The sequence below is a fragment of the Gemmiger qucibialis genome (assembly GCF_027689445.1).
In the GTDB taxonomy this organism is placed as follows: Bacteria; Bacillota; Clostridia; order Oscillospirales; family Ruminococcaceae; genus Gemmiger; species Gemmiger qucibialis.
Genome location: NZ_JAQFEN010000006.1, coordinates 75,907 through 90,056, shown reverse-complemented (window position 1 = coordinate 90,056; position 14,150 = coordinate 75,907). Strand labels below are relative to the sequence as shown.

The following is a 14,150-nucleotide window of genomic DNA, read 5'->3' as shown; positions in this document are numbered from 1 at the left end:
TCATTCTTCTGTGATCGTCTTTTCCTTTATGTGATAATCAATGCCGCGCTCTTGACAGAAAGCCGTCACCTCTGCTGCGCATTCATTGTAAAAGTGCCGTTGTCCTTCATAGGCGTTTGCTGTCTTGCTGTAATTCGTTCTGCCGAAGATGATCCTGTCGGTAAATGCTACAGCTTCCAAGATTTCGCGTAAATTCTGCTCTATCATGTTCGGTGTTGGATACGGTTCTATGCTCACCCACGTCTTGCAACCAACTTCGTGAAGCGCTCTCAGCGCTGCCAGTCGGTCTGCACAGGGAACAGCTCCCGGTTCCATCTGTTCCCGGTATGCTTCATCCAGCGTTATCAACGTGATCCCATATTCATTTTCCGGAGAAAGTTCCGCCAATTCTATGGGAAGCAATCCCTTCGTCAATGTAGTGCATTTGATACCGGCCTCGTTCAGTTTTCGGATAGCCGCAATGCTCATCTGGGACACCTCTGGATATCCTTCCATGAACGGATCTGTGGTAAAGCAAAGCTGCACAGACTGAATCTTATCTCTGAGCCTCGGTATCTCTTTATCCAGCAATTCAAGCGTGTTTGATACAAGCACCGGCTCAAGCCAGCTCTCGTAATCTTTAATTTGCCCGAATCGCTTCTTCATCAGGAATGCATAACATGGATATTTGCACCCATGTGCACACCCCTGCACGTGATTCATTGTGTAGTCACCATACTCTACCCCTGTTTGATAAAGCATGGATTTTCGTTTTATCGTCTTCAAGGTGTTTTCATCCTCCGCCTACTTGTTCTTTAATATGTAGTCTGCCATCCGCAGTGCAAGTCCCTGCGCTTTCAGACTCTCACTCGCAATGGCAAAGCAGAATAGGAACATCGGCGAGTTCCTGCTGTTCCTGAAAATCCGCGCATGCTTTGACACGCATGGAAAGATTGTCCCAAGCCGAGAGAGGATATACTCCTTTATGTGATCTGGATTTGCGTCCTTAACCATCCGTTCGCCATCGCTCTGTCCGGGCTCCGGGAACAAGTCAAAAAGCGTCATCTGGGGATCTTTCTTATAGAATTCCTTCCGCCATCCGGAATCTCCAAGCAATCGATCTATGCAATCCTCCCATTTATCGTACTTTCCGTTTTTCGGCAGCATACGTTCAAGTGCAGAGAACGGAAACAGGTACCATACGTCTATCGATTTCGTCTGTGCTACATTTTCAAGCGTAGCCCAATTTACCTGCGTCGCATATGGATCTAAGAACAGCAATCCTCTGTTATATCTCCAGTCTACGTTGCTAATAATTTCCGCGAGCTTATCATTCGCATCGCCGCAGTAAATCGTAACAATTCTCCTCATCTGCGGAAACGCGGAATTTATCATATCCTGGAGTTCTCCTGCCTTCTGAGAGTCCGCTTCTATGAAATAATAATGATCGAACTTCTTTTCAGACGCCAGTGCACGCTTAGCAGAGCCCACAAGAAACTGCCCGCCGTCACTGGTCTCGATCTCACCGGTTCCAGCAAAGGCATCTATATAAATCTTCTTAAACTTCTGATTTTGCAGTGCAATCAGGTATGCGTCCAGGTAGCTGGTGAAGATATTCAACTTCTCCTCAGTCCAATTGCCACCAAATTTCTGCGACGTTGCCATAAATTCCAACCACCTCATCTATTTGAAACTCAGTCTCAAGAAGAGAAAGAGATCACCGTTTCCTTCTTTCCTGTATCAGGATTCACAATCTGCTCAATCTTCGCGCCAAAGAAATCGGTAAGATCGCTCTTTACCTCATTACGAAATCCCTCTGACGGGAAAAACGGGTGGTTATCCAGAAGTTCCCACATCTCATCCAGAGGCACCTGCTTTCGGCCTCTAAAGCTGCGCTGCAGGTATTTCGCTATATCGATAACATACAAGCAGCTTTCATCTTCCTCTTCAGCAATCTCACCGAAAAGGTTAAATGACAACTGCCTGTTCTCAACCGAGTGCTTGGTAGAGGACTGTGCGCCAAATACCTTCCAAGCACTCTTCTTGTAGAGCTTAAAGCCCTCCTTGTTGCTCGTGCAATGAATCAAATTGTAGACGAGCGAGTTCTGCGTGTTATAGAACGGAAATGCCGATACGTAGTACCTGCGAGCTCCTTTCAGTGAATTTATGATTTCTTCCACTCTGGCCTCATAGGCCTTCTTGTCACTTCCGTAAGGCACAAGTTTCTCAAAGTCTTCCAGATAAGTGTTCTCGTACTTTGCCTTTGTCGTTTTCTTCTTGGCGCTTGTGATCGCCCGCACCGGATCTGAAACCATGTGATTAATCATAACTTCACCCCAGTTACGAAAAAACGGCAGAAGTGCTTCCCAGTCAATAGTCGCATCATATGGATCGTAGAGCAGGAAATAATGCAGGTGCCCAGTTCCATATAACTGTGGCCCGATAGTTCGGAGTAGCTCGTGCGCATCACCACAAGACGTGACAATCTTAAAATTGCGCTCATCCTGTGGAAGATGCTTTTTTAGCTCATCTACGCGCGCTTTATCCTTGTCATTCAAGTAAATGTGTATATTTTTCTCCGTATAGGTTCTTGATGCTTCCCTAAGTGCTTCTGAGACGCGTACTGCTGTACCTTTCACCAATTGTCCAGCATCGTCGGTGTATACACCACTGTTGCACATACAGTCTATAAAGATCAGCCCATTGCAAGACTCAGTCAGCAGCAACTTCTGTGCCCACGATTTGATGTACTCTTCTATCAGCTCAAATTTTTTTATTGTGTGAGGGCTAGCCTTGCTAATTATGTTTTTCTTTTTTGCCGACATACCATCCACCTCTTATTCAACGATGCCTTCTTGGGAAGAAATCAGCTTTCGGATATTTCCAATATTGCAGTTCAGTGTTTTACGCACCTTCATTAGCATTTTTATACTGACCGTTTCGCCTTTAGACAGCCTGATAGCGAAAGATCATTTGGTGCCGACCGCTACCTGCAATTTCTTTCAAAAAGCATCTACAAAATCATCCCAAAGTGACGTAATGCCTCCGTGATTGCTTTTTCCTTCTCCGCTGGGCATTGGGGCTGCTTGGCGTTTTCGGATTTTGGCTTATTGTAGTTCTCACGCTCAATAATGCCGTATTTCTGCTTCACCTGTGCGATATAAAGATGGCTGACTTTCAGCCCGGTATGTTCTAAGACATATTCCCGGATTTCCTCATAAGTCGCCTTACTCTCAGCCGAAGTCAAATCCATCTCGTCCATCTTCACTTCGATCTCGATATGTTCCTTACTTTGAAGTTTGGACAATAAACATACCGTCTCGACGGTATTCCCTTTATCCCACAAGAGTTCCGAAACTTCCTTACCATCTTTAAACACGGGGAAGTTTAATCCAATCCGTTTTAGCGGACACTCGGACTCGTCGTTTCGATAAAGCTCTATTTCCTTAATCAGAGCTGTAACGACCGCTCTCTTTTCTTCATCGCTTATTATATTATAAACGCAGTCAAAATTCACCATGATTTTGTAAATACCTTCAAGGGTAATGGCCTGTTGGGCGATAGCGTCCCGCCTCATCATCGCATCCTCAATTTTTTCTTCCAATTCTACAATGATGTCATAAAGGGAATCTAACCGCAGGGTCATGTCATGGAGCTTTCTTTCTCGATACTTGGTGTCAATAGGAAGATTATCGATTTCTCGTTCCAGCCTTGATTTATTTAGATCTACCTCCTTCAGCTTTGCACGATAACCCTCAAGTTCTTTGTCTACTGCCTTCGTGTCAATCTGAACACCTATACGCTTTTTGATTGCTTGAGCATACTCTTTATTTCTTACAATCTCTCTAATCGCTTCGATAACCATCGGTTCTATATCGGTTTTTTTCAGCATGGCCTTATATTCACAGTGTTTACCTCTGACCATACGATTTCGGCTACATACATAATAGTATACTTCTTTGTATGTTCCGTCTTTATTGGTCCACGCGTGTTTATTGGTGTACATTGGGCTTCCGCAAACCGGGCATTTCAGCAAGCCGGACAATAAATGAACGCGATCCCGTCCAATTTTGGATGGCTGCTTCACACCTGTCCGAAGTCTTTTAGCATGAGCTTTCTCCCAGACTTCTTCACTGACAATCCCCTCGTGCTGTCCATCTGTCAGAATATAGTCATCATTTCTTTTCATCTGATAATCATTTTTTGTGCCTTTAACTTTCTCTTTGATCCTTCTTCCATATGCTATTTTCCCGTAATAAACAGGGTTATCCAAAATCAATTTGATAAAATGGCCTGTCCAATCTTCTAGTGTACCATTTTGGCGGGGAATTTTTCTAATGCCTTCCAGATTCAACTGATTTGCCACGCCGCCCAAACCGATTTCCGAGGATGTATACAACTCAAAGATCCTTCGGATCGCCACAGCCTCTGCTTCCGCGATCACCAGCTTATTATCAACAAGAGCATATCCATAAGGTGCAAATCCGCCGTTCCAGCCACCTTGCCGTGCTTTTTCTCGGCGTCCATTCATGGTCTGCTCTATGATATTCTCACGCTCAATCTCTGCCACAGCCGACAGAACGGAAATCAGGAGTTTTCCGCTTGTCTGGGAAGAATCAATTCCTTCCTCGATACAAATCAAATTCACTCCATACGATTGAATCAGTTCCAGTGAATTTAGTATATCCGCTGCATTACGCCCAAACCGGGAGAGCTTATAGACTAAGACGTAATCAATGTCCAAACCTTCTTCAATGTCTCTAAGCATTTTCTGAAAGGCAGGACGTCCTTCAATGGACTTTCCAGACTTACCGGCATCTTCGTAAGTATCGACAATAACCATTTCCTCACGGTCAGCAAAACGAGTTAACATCGTTTTTTGACCTTCCAGACTATATCCGTCTACCTGCATTTCTGTGCTGACACGCGGATATAGAACACATCTCTTTCCATATCGGTTCATTTCTATACCTCCAAAATTATTTTGGGGAAATATCCATTATGTAAAGCTGCGATTTTCACGCAGCTCCATCACCCTCATTAAGCACTTTCATGCCGTACTTTTCGACTATATGCGCCAACGAAGTGATAAACGCTTCAAACTTCTGGTTCGCCGAAATATTTTCTATCCGAACCTGGTCTGAAGTTGCCAACGCATCTGCGTTATGGATATTTTCCATGTAGAATCACCTCCGCAATTCCTAAGAATATTATATGGCATCTTGGTTACTCTGGAAATGATATGGCGATTGGCATTAGCTGCCCCGCGAAATTCCAAGACTTTGCAAAAGCGTCTCGTCTATGTTGTTCATATCTACAGCATTCAAATGGCCGATGTACTTTTTGAGTCTTTTCTTATCTATAGTTCTAATCTGTTCCAGCATAACAACAGAGGGCCGTGTCAATCCACATTCATTTTTCAAATGATAATGGGTAGGAAACTTTTGGCTTTTCTTATTTACACCGGTAATCGCTGCTATAATAATCGTGGGACTAAAACAATTTCCAATATTGTTTTGTAAGACAAGCACAGGGCGAAAACCACTTTGTTCGGAACCCACAGATGGGCTTAAATCCGCCGAGTATATATCACCTCGTCGTAATTTATCAAACATAATGACCTCTTCCTTCATAAATGCAAACAAGAACATGAGCTACTTGCGAAAACAGTTTGTTTCAATCCATATAAAATGGAAGCAGCCGCACCGACAAATTTGAGGATACGTGCGAATCAGTTTATCGGTACGGCTGCTGTATTGTAGTTTATCTTATGCTCGTCATATTTGCCACGCACCCCTGACGCTGGGGACAGAACAGGTCTCCGCTGGCGCGGCTGTCATAACTCCGCAGCGTCGTTCATAGCGTGCGCCGCAGGGTTCCCCCCAAGTCTTTGGCGGGCCGTGAGGAAGTATCTTTAAGCCCCCGCGCCATCATCGCGCCGGATGTGCCACCATCCGGGTCACAGGGCCGTTGATCGCTCCGAAACAGCTTGTCCATCACCTCCTGGCTGCTCCATCTTCGCGGCGTCCTGCACTCGCTCATGCGCGGGTTATGTACCTGTTCTGCCGTGTATTCAGTTGTCAAAGATCAGCGAAGGAAAAATCCCCTTCTTGATAGCCATGACAAAAACAGGCGATTTGTCCTGTCTGTACTGCGATTTATTTGAAAAAAATATTTTGCCCTACCGCTTCATAGAAGCTACGGACAGCGCAAGCTCCTTACAAGCACAATAAAATAGGTACTATCGTACTCAAAAACGCCTTTTATAAGGTTCTTCCTGCAAGGAAATGGGCACGATAAAATATGATTAAGGAGACGATAGTGCCTATGGAACTGATAAAAGAGCTGGGACGAAGGATACAAAAAGCGCGTAAGGAAAAAGGACTGACGCAGCAGGAACTCGCAGATCTGAGCCATGTTTCTCTGAAGCACGTTCAAGGCTGCGAAAGAGGGGTGAAAAACCCTTCTTTTGAGGTTCTGCGCGCTTTTGGCAAAGTCTTGAATTTATCTTTAGATTCCCTGATGAATCTCGATCTACCAGAAGATGAGCAAGCCGCCAACGATATGCGGCAGCTTTACCTTTCGTGCCCTCCGGCTGCCAGAAAAGTGCTGTTAAACTCGACCCGTGCGTTGGCTGATGAGCTGAAAGAGATGGTGCAGACGGCTGGTGTTGACCCAGATGAACATTTAGAGAATAAGTAAGCCGGTGGAGGAATAAAAATCCCCCACCGGCTTTCTTTTGCCGTTATGCGGCGGTCAGGTTATCGGGCCGTGTCCAGCAGACGTGCCAGCTTCTTCAGCCCGCGCCGGATGCTCTCCCACACGCGGCGGCGGTCAGCGCCTTCGATTCGGGCGATCTCCGCCACCGTCATGCCCAGATAGAACCGGGCGTAGATACGCCGGGCCTGGATGGCGGTCAGCTGCATCAGCGCAGCGTACACTTCCTCCCGCAGATGCTTCTGCTCCAGGATTTCCTCCGGGGTGAGCGGCCGGTTGAGGGCATCGTTTTCAATGCCATCCTCCCGGTTCAGAGAGTAGTGGGCCTTGTGCCGGTACATCCGGCGCTCATAGGCGGCATCGTCCTGCTCCTGGCCCCGGATCACGGCCAGGACTTCCTCGGCCACGTCCACAAAGACATCGGTTTTATACACATCGGGATACAGCTCCCGAAGATTGATCTTCTGCATTATGTACCTCCATTTCGATTCACGGGTTGACGGGTGAACCGAAACGAAGGTGGTGGGCGACACTTTTCGGGAAAATTCCCGAAAAAACGACAAGCAAAAGCGCCAGCATCCGAAGAACGGCGGCTGGCGCTGCTAAAAGAGGACTTATGACGCTTATGGACCAGACACGATAGTGCCTGTTCATAAGCAGATGGAGGCCGATTGACGGTCAGGCTTTTTTTGACAGGTAAATTCCTGCCGAATTATGTCGAAGCAGTCTTTGCTTCACGGCGGCTCCCTCCTAAAGCCGCCGTCACCATTGAAACAGGGTCGTCACTCTTTGGGCATAAGGAACGGCGGCCTTGATTTTGTCAAAGCCGCCGTAAGTGTGTTTAGGGCATGGCGATTGCCTGCTGAACGACGGCTTTTTTTCTTTTGCCGTCGTCCGGCAGATAGATCGCATATATCTATCAGTTATGATTGGTCTTGCAAGATGCTTTGTGCCTCATCCTCGCTTATGTAGCCGTATTGAACCATTCTCTGTACGACATACTCTTGACGCTGTTCCGCCAGCTCTGGGTTGGCTGTCAGCGAATAAACTGAGGGCGCATTGGGAATCCCCGCCAAGAGAGTACATTCATAATCCGTCATATCAATAGGGGCTTTCCCAAAATATCCTTGGCTTGCATCGTAAATACAGTAGTAGCCGTCTCCAAAATAGATAGAATTGACATACAGCTCTAAAATCTCATCTTTTGTATAGGTATTTTCCAAGCGGAATGCCATAAACATCTCGGCGATCTTGCGGATGAAACTTTTTTCCTGCGTAAAATACAGGTTTTTGGCAAGTTGCTGTGTTATGGTGCTGCCGCCCTCACGCAGGCTCCAAGAGGTCAGATTGTTCCAAGCAGCTCGTCCTATGGCAATCAGGTCAATTCCAAAATGCTGTTCAAAACGGTGATCTTCCACTGCCACAACGGCGTCCAAATAAATCTCTGGGATTTCAGCAAGGGTCGTATAATCGGGATCAGCTTGAATCTCGGCAACTTTTTCCTCAAGAGGTTGCTCGGCAAGTGCATCACGGTACATTTTATAACCAAATCCGCCCAAAACACCGCCAACAACGAGCATCGCAAGCATCACAAGCGCGAAGGAGCGAATTAGGAACTTTCTTATTCTTTTCATGCTGCACCTGCCTTTCCGTTTGAAGTAGCGCCTACATAGGCTTCGGCTTACGAATTGCCGCCGTATTGTTCCTGCACGGCGGCGGGCATTTCATCAAATTGCACTTCTGCCCAGGTAACAACACCACGGAATGGGGCTACCTTCAGGCATAAGTAGGCATCGTCAGTGAGAATTCGGCTCGTTTCAAAGTTCAGTTCTTTTTCGGCCCCGGTTTCATCGTAGGCGCTTAATGTGTAGCGATAATTCATCGCTCCGTGTGGTGCGATCTCGGTTACACAGTCGTTGTCAATTTGCGTGTAGTAATCGGCGCTTTTCTGCGTGGCAAGAAAAGCAACCGCGATAAACGCTACTACCAGGATAGCTATAACAGCAATGATGATTGTTTTTTTCTTTGCGTTCATAATGTGTACTCCTTACTCAATTTCGATGGATACGGTTCCTTCTGCCTGGTCGCCCCACACACCGATATAAGTGCTTGTACCATCAACTTCTATTGTGCCATCGTACTCACCGCTCTCCGAGAGAAGAATGGTCGGATCATCTGCTCCTGAGCGAAGAAAAACCGCTGCCTCGCCGTTTTCAAGCGAAAGAGAACAGGTGATGTGGATCGTACTACCCGCTTCGCGCTCCAGGGTAGTACCACCAAACAAAATCTCTGTACCTGTCAAATTGGAATACGTTGCTTCATAGGACCCCGTGTAATCATCTGCACCGTTCTCCTTGTGGCCTTGCAGTTTACTTTGGGGCGTCAGCGCAGCAGTCCCCGCATCATCAACAAGTTTGCCAAAGGCTTCTAAAATGCTGTCTTTTGCCTGGCCATCGTCAGCCTCAGATAAATCACCAAGAGCCTGATCAGCTCCATCCGCCAATCCGTTCAGTACAATATCTGTGCCGTTCGCCAATCCATTTAACACGGCATCCGTCCCGTCGGCCAAAGACTGCATGGCCGTCGAGCATCCAGACAAACTGCCGATACAAAAAATTGCGCAGAGAAGGGCACAGATTTTACCTGCATAGTTTAATTTTCGCATGAACTCTCTCCTTTCGTCAGGCGCGACGCCTGCCGCGTCCCTTTTTGACTTTTTTCTTTTTGTTATTGCCTGCTTTTTTGCTGGGGCGGGAAAGCAGTAAAATCGCCATCGTCAGAACCAGCACCGCCGCTATGCCTGCTGCTGCCAACAAAACGCTGGGAGCCTGCGTAGCGCCATTGTATTCCTGCATATCAAAACCGGCGAGGATCAATGCCGCCGAAAACGGATAAGCAGAGAGCAGGAAGCCGCTCTTGAAGAACAAGATGCAATACCCCAGGAAGAATGTCAGAAGCGACCCACCCAGGTAGGCTCCCCGCATCTGTCCAAAAATCAGGATCATCGGCATACAGACCAGGCTGGTATTGAAAGCGGCCGCAACCACCTGCGCGCCCTGCCGCAGCAGAACATCAGCAGAGAATCCATCCAGACCGGCGAGTGTGCCCGTCAGAACCGTTATGGCTACACTATAAATTCCAAACAGAATCGACAGGAAAATCGTGACGATTAGTTTCCCGCCCAGCAGCTTCGGGTAGGATACCGGCACGGTCAACAGATTTTTCATGGTGTCATTTGTGTTCTCACGGTCAATCAGCCAGCCGCCAATCATAACCAGCGAGATCGGCAGGAAAATCTGCGTGTTTCCCCAAATGACATTGGCAAACAGTTTGACAAAATCAAAGTTCTGGTCCCGCATCTCCGGGTTGATAATCAGCTGGGTGCCATATTGCACGACAGGGCACAGTGCCAGAGCTACAATACCAACCAGCAGGATCTGGCAGCGTCGCAGTTTGCGCCATTCCCCTTTTAGAATACTCCACATGACTTTACACCTCCTTAACAGCTCTGGCGCTTATAGACCAGTGCGATCAATGTCAGGAATACTGCCGACTCCAGGATAACGACCAGGAACGCTTGGGGCGTTGTCACAAAGTAAGGACTGATCCGCTCCATCAATTCCGTCATCTGTGCGCCGGATGTGTCCAGATACTGAAAGAACCAGCGGAAGGTCAGCGGTCCGGGTAACAGCGTACCTGGATTGAACCCAAACGGCTGCATGATGAAATAGTCGTTGGTGCCAAAAATATAATTGACCGCCGTGTAGAAGAACGTGATAATTACGGAGATAATGTAACTGCGGTTCAAAAGCACCACCAGGAGGACACAGGGCAGCGCCCCGGCCCACATCATGATCCCTTGTCCGATGCCTACAAAAAACAGTTCCCAAAAGCCGACCGGCTCCAGCCCGGAGACCAGCACAATCGCCAGATTGACCAGGCCGCCGACAGCCATAAACGCAATGGAAAACAGAAATAGCAGCGTCATCTTTGCCAGGGCCAGCGCGGGTTTGCTCACAGGAACGGTCATGAGATTCTTTAAGGTGTCGTTATCCTGTTCTTCAAAGAGCAGATTCGATGCCAGCACTACTACGGCAGGCATCAGGAGCAGATAGGCGCTCAACTGAAACAGAGTAGACATCAGGCGGTCCACCGCTTCCGCGCCACTTGAAAATTCCTGCATCTCCGGCAGAAACAGCGCACACCCCAGGGGAATCAAAGCCGAAATGGCCGCAGCCGCAAAGAACAGGGGCTTTCGTTTCAGCTTGGCAAACTCACAGCGCAAAAGTTTAAGCAATGCCCTCACCCCCTGTAACCTGCTTGAAGTAATCTTCCAGGGTGTCCTCATAGAGATGGGCTTCGGACACAGACAGCCCTGCGTCTACAAACAGCCGGACCGCCGCGCCAGTGTCCAACCGAAGGTCTCGGACCGTCAGCTCATTGGCACTGTCCACCTGGACATTCTGAATGCCAAGTTTGCTCTGAAGCAAGTTAGCAGCCAGCGCCGCATTGGAAACAGTAAAGCGGAAATATTTCCCGTTCTTTGCTTCCAGCTCCTTAAGGCTTTCTTCTTCCAGCAATACGCCGTGGTCAATGATTCCGATGTCATCGGCAAGCAGGGAGATCTCCGACAGGATATGGCTGGAGATCAAGATGGTTTTCCCGGTGGCGTCGCACAGTTCCCGGATGAAACCGCGCACCTCTGCAATACCGATAGGGTCAAGGCCGTTGATCGGCTCATCCAAAATCAGCAGTTCCGGGTTGTGCATGACAGCCAGTGCGATGGCAAGACGCTGCTTCATGCCCAGCGAATACTGGGAAAACAGCTTTTTGTCCCGGTACGGAAGGTTGACAACCTCCAACGCGCCTTTGATGTATTTGGGGCTTTTGAGTCCCCGCAAATCGGCAAAAATCCGAAGATTTTCTGTTCCCGTCAGGTTCGGATAAAACCCAGGCGACTCGATCAAAGAACCAATACGGGGCAGGATGTTTTTTTCGTTGCCGCGAAGCGGTTTGCCGAAAATCTTCACATCGCCGGAAGATGGAGCGGTAAGACCCAGCAACATCCGCATGGTGGTGGTTTTCCCGGCTCCGTTACGGCCCAGCAGGCCGTAGATACGCCCTTTTCTCACATGGATGGACAGATTGGATACACTGTTCTGTTCCCCGTATGTTTTGGTAAGGCCACGGGTTTCGATAACATAATCGCTCATGTGCGAATACCTCCTTTTCGTGATGATTTAAGCATACCATCCCAACCTTGAGATAACGCTGAGCCAACCTTGAATTATCTCTGAGATTTTAGACACAGAATAGGCATCCGACTTCCTTTGCGTTATAATGTAAATAAAGATAGGTGGTGAAATTTGCTTATGACAAATCACAAAATACTGCTGGTTGATGATGACCGTGATGTATTGGAGATGCTGCTCTCAATCTTCCGGCGGGCTGGATATACAAATCTAATAACCGCCGCATCTGGCGCTGAGGCATTACGGATATGGCAGAGAGAGCAGCCAAGTATGATCGTGTTGGATGTGATGATGCCGGACATGGATGGCTTCTCAGTTTTGAAAGAAATACGGCGCACAAGCCGGGTTCCCGTTCTGATGCTGACCGCTCGTGGTGAAGCGGAGGATCGCATCGAGGGGTTAGAGATCGGCGCAGACGACTATCTCGCCAAGCCCTTCTTACCCAAAGAATTACTGCTCAGGGTCGGCGCAATCTTAAACCGCGCTTACCCAAAGCAAAATGAAATGGTGGAACTTGCCGGAGCCACCGTGGATATGGCTAACGCAGAAGTTTGGAAAAACGGAGAGAAACAAACATTGACTGCCAAAGAGATGCAGCTTTTTGAAAAGCTGTATCAAAACGCAGGGCGGATCGTTACCACGGGTATCCTGTGCGAGACGATATGCGGGGAATTTTGGCAAGGGTATGAAAGCACCCTTTCCACCCATATCCGACACTTACGGGAGAAAATCGAGGAAAACCCGTCGAAGCCTGTTTCCCTTGTCACGGTTAAAGGGCTTGGCTATCGCCTTAATCTCAAGGAGGTGTCGCCATGAACGCCGTGCAGCGATTTTTCCGCCGCTATATTCTTTCCACGGTCGGGATCGTACTTTTATTTTTTGCCGTCAACATCGCTTTGCTCTTTGTAATCATCATTGCAGGGGGCATGAGTGGGGCTGATACCTCTTTTTCCGTCCGTGATTTCTCGGACCATGTAGTGCTGCAGGATGGGAAATGGGTCGCAGATGATACTGCCCTTTCCATGCTGCAAGAACAATCTGCCTGGGCAATGCTCCTAAATGAAGATGGCGATGTCATCTGGCAGCAGAGCCTGCCAGAAAAGCTGCCGCGTTCTTATACCAGTACAGAGGTGGCTTCTTTCAGCCGTTGGTATCTGGAGGACTATCCAGTTAAAATATGGACGCGTGCAGATGGCAAGCTCATGGTTGTAGGCTATCAGCCCGGAACGCTGGTAAAATATTATTTTTCTCTGGAATGGCCCTACATGGGGGTTTTACTTGGTGGAATTGCAGCGGTTTTTATCATCAATCTGCTGCTCATTATTTTCCTGATTTTGCGGAATACGCGGAAAGTCGAAAAAGCGATGACGCCCATTCTGCAAGGCATTCAAAATTTAAGTCACGGAAAAGCTTTGCATCTGGAAGAACAAGGGGAACTGGCTGAGATCAACGCCGGACTGAACCGGGCCGCAGGTTATATGAAGAAGAAGGACAACACAAGAGCGGAGTGGATTCGCGGCGTATCTCACGACATCCGCACACCGCTTTCGATGGTGCTGGGGTATGCCAGCGAGCTGGAAGATGACTGCGCCCTTCCACTGAACGCAAGAAAGCAGGCAGGGATCATTCGCCGGGAAAGCGAAAAGATGAAACGGCTGATCGACGATTTGAACCTGACTACCAAGCTGGAATATGCGCTCCAGCCCGTTCACTTCCAAGATGTGGATTGGGTAGAGACCAGCCGCCAGGCTGTCAGTGAAGTGCTGAATAGTGGTCTGGACAGCCGGTATGAGATCGTATTTGCCGAGATGCAGCCAGGGCGCTCGATCCACCTTTTGGGAGACGATGGACTGCTGCGGCGTATGCTGGACAATTTGATCCGCAACAGTATCACCCACAACCCGCATGGGTGCAGAATTTCCGTTTCTGTCGGAGAAGAAAACGGGCGTTGCCTTTGCACAGTTTCTGACGATGGCATAGGGATCAAGCCGGAACGTCTGAAAGTATTAAATCGCGGAGACGACATTACCAGTACCCAAGGCAGTGATGAAAAGAACGAGCATGGTCTTGGCTTAAAGCTGGTGATGCAGATCGTAAAAGCTCATCGCGGAACTGTCTCTTTTTCCGGCAGCACCCCACATGGGTTGGAAGTCAGAATCTCTCTGCCGACCCAGCCACTTATTTCATAAATCTCGGCAATAT

At 48.1% G+C, this 14,150-nt stretch carries 16 protein-coding genes; 3 read left to right on the top strand and 13 right to left on the bottom strand.

Features of this window, described 5'->3' with window-relative positions; all coding sequences use genetic code 11:
• From PG062_RS10435 to PG062_RS10410, 6 genes are all read right to left on the bottom strand, one after another.
• Nucleotides 1-765, bottom strand: coding sequence for a radical SAM protein (locus tag PG062_RS10435; RefSeq protein WP_022402664.1), 765 nt, complete (start codon nt 763-765; stop codon nt 1-3).
• An 18-nt stretch (nt 766-783) separates the two neighbouring features.
• On the bottom strand, nt 784-1,644 hold the full coding sequence (tcmP, locus tag PG062_RS10430) for a three-Cys-motif partner protein TcmP (protein ID WP_158538843.1): 861 nt from the start codon (nt 1,642-1,644) through the stop codon (nt 784-786).
• Nucleotides 1,645-1,679: 35 nt separating this feature from the next.
• Nucleotides 1,680-2,804, bottom strand: coding sequence for a three-Cys-motif partner protein TcmP (gene tcmP / locus PG062_RS10425; RefSeq protein WP_270752258.1), 1,125 nt, complete (start codon nt 2,802-2,804; stop codon nt 1,680-1,682).
• 188 nt (nt 2,805-2,992) lie between these two features.
• On the bottom strand, nt 2,993-4,942 hold the full coding sequence (locus PG062_RS10420) for a recombinase family protein (protein WP_270752257.1): 1,950 nt from the start codon (nt 4,940-4,942) through the stop codon (nt 2,993-2,995).
• A gap of 55 nt (nt 4,943-4,997) precedes the next feature.
• A complete protein-coding gene (locus tag PG062_RS10415) occupies nt 4,998-5,159 on the bottom strand; it encodes a hypothetical protein (RefSeq protein WP_270752256.1) in 162 nt (53 codons plus the stop codon).
• A gap of 75 nt (nt 5,160-5,234) precedes the next feature.
• The gene (locus tag PG062_RS10410; protein WP_270752255.1) at nt 5,235-5,594 is read right to left on the bottom strand and encodes a type II toxin-antitoxin system PemK/MazF family toxin; all 360 of its coding nucleotides are present in this window, start codon (nt 5,592-5,594) and stop codon (nt 5,235-5,237) included.
• Nucleotides 5,595-6,306: 712 nt separating this feature from the next.
• Between PG062_RS10410 and PG062_RS10405 the strand changes: the two genes are divergently transcribed.
• Entirely contained in the window at nt 6,307-6,681 is a 375-nt protein-coding gene (locus tag PG062_RS10405; RefSeq protein ID WP_270752254.1) for a helix-turn-helix domain-containing protein, read from the top strand.
• 59 nt (nt 6,682-6,740) lie between these two features.
• Here the strand turns inward: PG062_RS10405 and PG062_RS10400 are convergent, their stop codons facing one another.
• The 7 genes from PG062_RS10400 to PG062_RS10370 form a co-directional block, all read right to left on the bottom strand.
• Nucleotides 6,741-7,166 (bottom strand): RNA polymerase sigma factor, encoded by a 426-nt coding sequence (locus PG062_RS10400; protein ID WP_270752253.1) that lies wholly within the window; start codon nt 7,164-7,166, stop codon nt 6,741-6,743.
• 453 nt (nt 7,167-7,619) lie between these two features.
• Nucleotides 7,620-8,330, bottom strand: a complete 711-nt coding sequence (locus tag PG062_RS10395; RefSeq protein ID WP_147566003.1) for a transglycosylase domain-containing protein — start codon at nt 8,328-8,330, stop codon at nt 7,620-7,622.
• A gap of 47 nt (nt 8,331-8,377) precedes the next feature.
• Complete coding sequence (locus PG062_RS10390) at nt 8,378-8,731, bottom strand: YxeA family protein (RefSeq protein ID WP_147566001.1); 354 nt, start codon at nt 8,729-8,731, stop codon at nt 8,378-8,380.
• Nucleotides 8,732-8,743: 12 nt separating this feature from the next.
• The gene (locus PG062_RS10385; RefSeq protein ID WP_270752251.1) at nt 8,744-9,361 is read right to left on the bottom strand and encodes a hypothetical protein; all 618 of its coding nucleotides are present in this window, start codon (nt 9,359-9,361) and stop codon (nt 8,744-8,746) included.
• 16 nt (nt 9,362-9,377) lie between these two features.
• Nucleotides 9,378-10,181, bottom strand: coding sequence for an ABC transporter permease (locus PG062_RS10380; protein WP_270752250.1), 804 nt, complete (start codon nt 10,179-10,181; stop codon nt 9,378-9,380).
• Between the two features lie 14 nt (nt 10,182-10,195).
• Complete coding sequence (locus tag PG062_RS10375) at nt 10,196-11,002, bottom strand: ABC transporter permease (RefSeq protein ID WP_270752249.1); 807 nt, start codon at nt 11,000-11,002, stop codon at nt 10,196-10,198.
• The gene (locus PG062_RS10370) at nt 10,986-11,909 is read right to left on the bottom strand and encodes an ABC transporter ATP-binding protein (protein ID WP_270752248.1); all 924 of its coding nucleotides are present in this window, start codon (nt 11,907-11,909) and stop codon (nt 10,986-10,988) included. The genes PG062_RS10375 and PG062_RS10370 overlap by 17 nt, the downstream gene beginning before the upstream one ends.
• Before the next feature lie 159 nt (nt 11,910-12,068).
• Between PG062_RS10370 and PG062_RS10365 the strand changes: the two genes are divergently transcribed.
• Together PG062_RS10365 and PG062_RS10360 are read left to right on the top strand one after the other, a co-directional pair.
• Nucleotides 12,069-12,764: a response regulator transcription factor gene (locus PG062_RS10365; protein ID WP_147565994.1), complete on the top strand. Its 696-nt coding sequence runs from the start codon at nt 12,069-12,071 to the stop codon at nt 12,762-12,764.
• Nucleotides 12,761-14,137 carry a sensor histidine kinase gene (locus tag PG062_RS10360; protein ID WP_270752247.1) on the top strand — a complete coding sequence of 459 codons (1,377 nt, stop codon included), beginning with the start codon at nt 12,761-12,763 and terminating at the stop codon, nt 14,135-14,137. The genes PG062_RS10365 and PG062_RS10360 overlap by 4 nt, the downstream gene beginning before the upstream one ends.
• The last annotated feature ends 13 nt before the right edge of the window (nt 14,138-14,150 follow it).

What these genes read in the sequence shown, in the direction of transcription:
- tcmP (WP_158538843.1), bottom strand. Translation starts at nt 1,644, where the DNA reads ATGGCAACGTCGCAGAAATTTGGTGGCAATTGGACTGAGGAGAAGTTG.
- tcmP (WP_270752258.1), bottom strand. Translation starts at nt 2,804, where the DNA reads ATGTCGGCAAAAAAGAAAAACATAATTAGCAAGGCTAGCCCTCACACA.
- PG062_RS10420 (WP_270752257.1), bottom strand. Translation starts at nt 4,942, where the DNA reads ATGAACCGATATGGAAAGAGATGTGTTCTATATCCGCGTGTCAGCACA.
- PG062_RS10415 (WP_270752256.1), bottom strand. Translation starts at nt 5,159, where the DNA reads ATGGAAAATATCCATAACGCAGATGCGTTGGCAACTTCAGACCAGGTT.
- PG062_RS10410 (WP_270752255.1), bottom strand. Translation starts at nt 5,594, where the DNA reads ATGTTTGATAAATTACGACGAGGTGATATATACTCGGCGGATTTAAGC.
- PG062_RS10405 (WP_270752254.1), top strand. Translation starts at nt 6,307, where the DNA reads ATGGAACTGATAAAAGAGCTGGGACGAAGGATACAAAAAGCGCGTAAG.
- PG062_RS10400 (WP_270752253.1), bottom strand. Translation starts at nt 7,166, where the DNA reads ATGCAGAAGATCAATCTTCGGGAGCTGTATCCCGATGTGTATAAAACC.
- PG062_RS10395 (WP_147566003.1), bottom strand. Translation starts at nt 8,330, where the DNA reads ATGAAAAGAATAAGAAAGTTCCTAATTCGCTCCTTCGCGCTTGTGATG.
- PG062_RS10390 (WP_147566001.1), bottom strand. Translation starts at nt 8,731, where the DNA reads ATGAACGCAAAGAAAAAAACAATCATCATTGCTGTTATAGCTATCCTG.
- PG062_RS10385 (WP_270752251.1), bottom strand. Translation starts at nt 9,361, where the DNA reads ATGCGAAAATTAAACTATGCAGGTAAAATCTGTGCCCTTCTCTGCGCA.
- PG062_RS10380 (WP_270752250.1), bottom strand. Translation starts at nt 10,181, where the DNA reads ATGTGGAGTATTCTAAAAGGGGAATGGCGCAAACTGCGACGCTGCCAG.
- PG062_RS10370 (WP_270752248.1), bottom strand. Translation starts at nt 11,909, where the DNA reads ATGAGCGATTATGTTATCGAAACCCGTGGCCTTACCAAAACATACGGG.
- PG062_RS10365 (WP_147565994.1), top strand. Translation starts at nt 12,069, where the DNA reads ATGACAAATCACAAAATACTGCTGGTTGATGATGACCGTGATGTATTG.
- PG062_RS10360 (WP_270752247.1), top strand. Translation starts at nt 12,761, where the DNA reads ATGAACGCCGTGCAGCGATTTTTCCGCCGCTATATTCTTTCCACGGTC.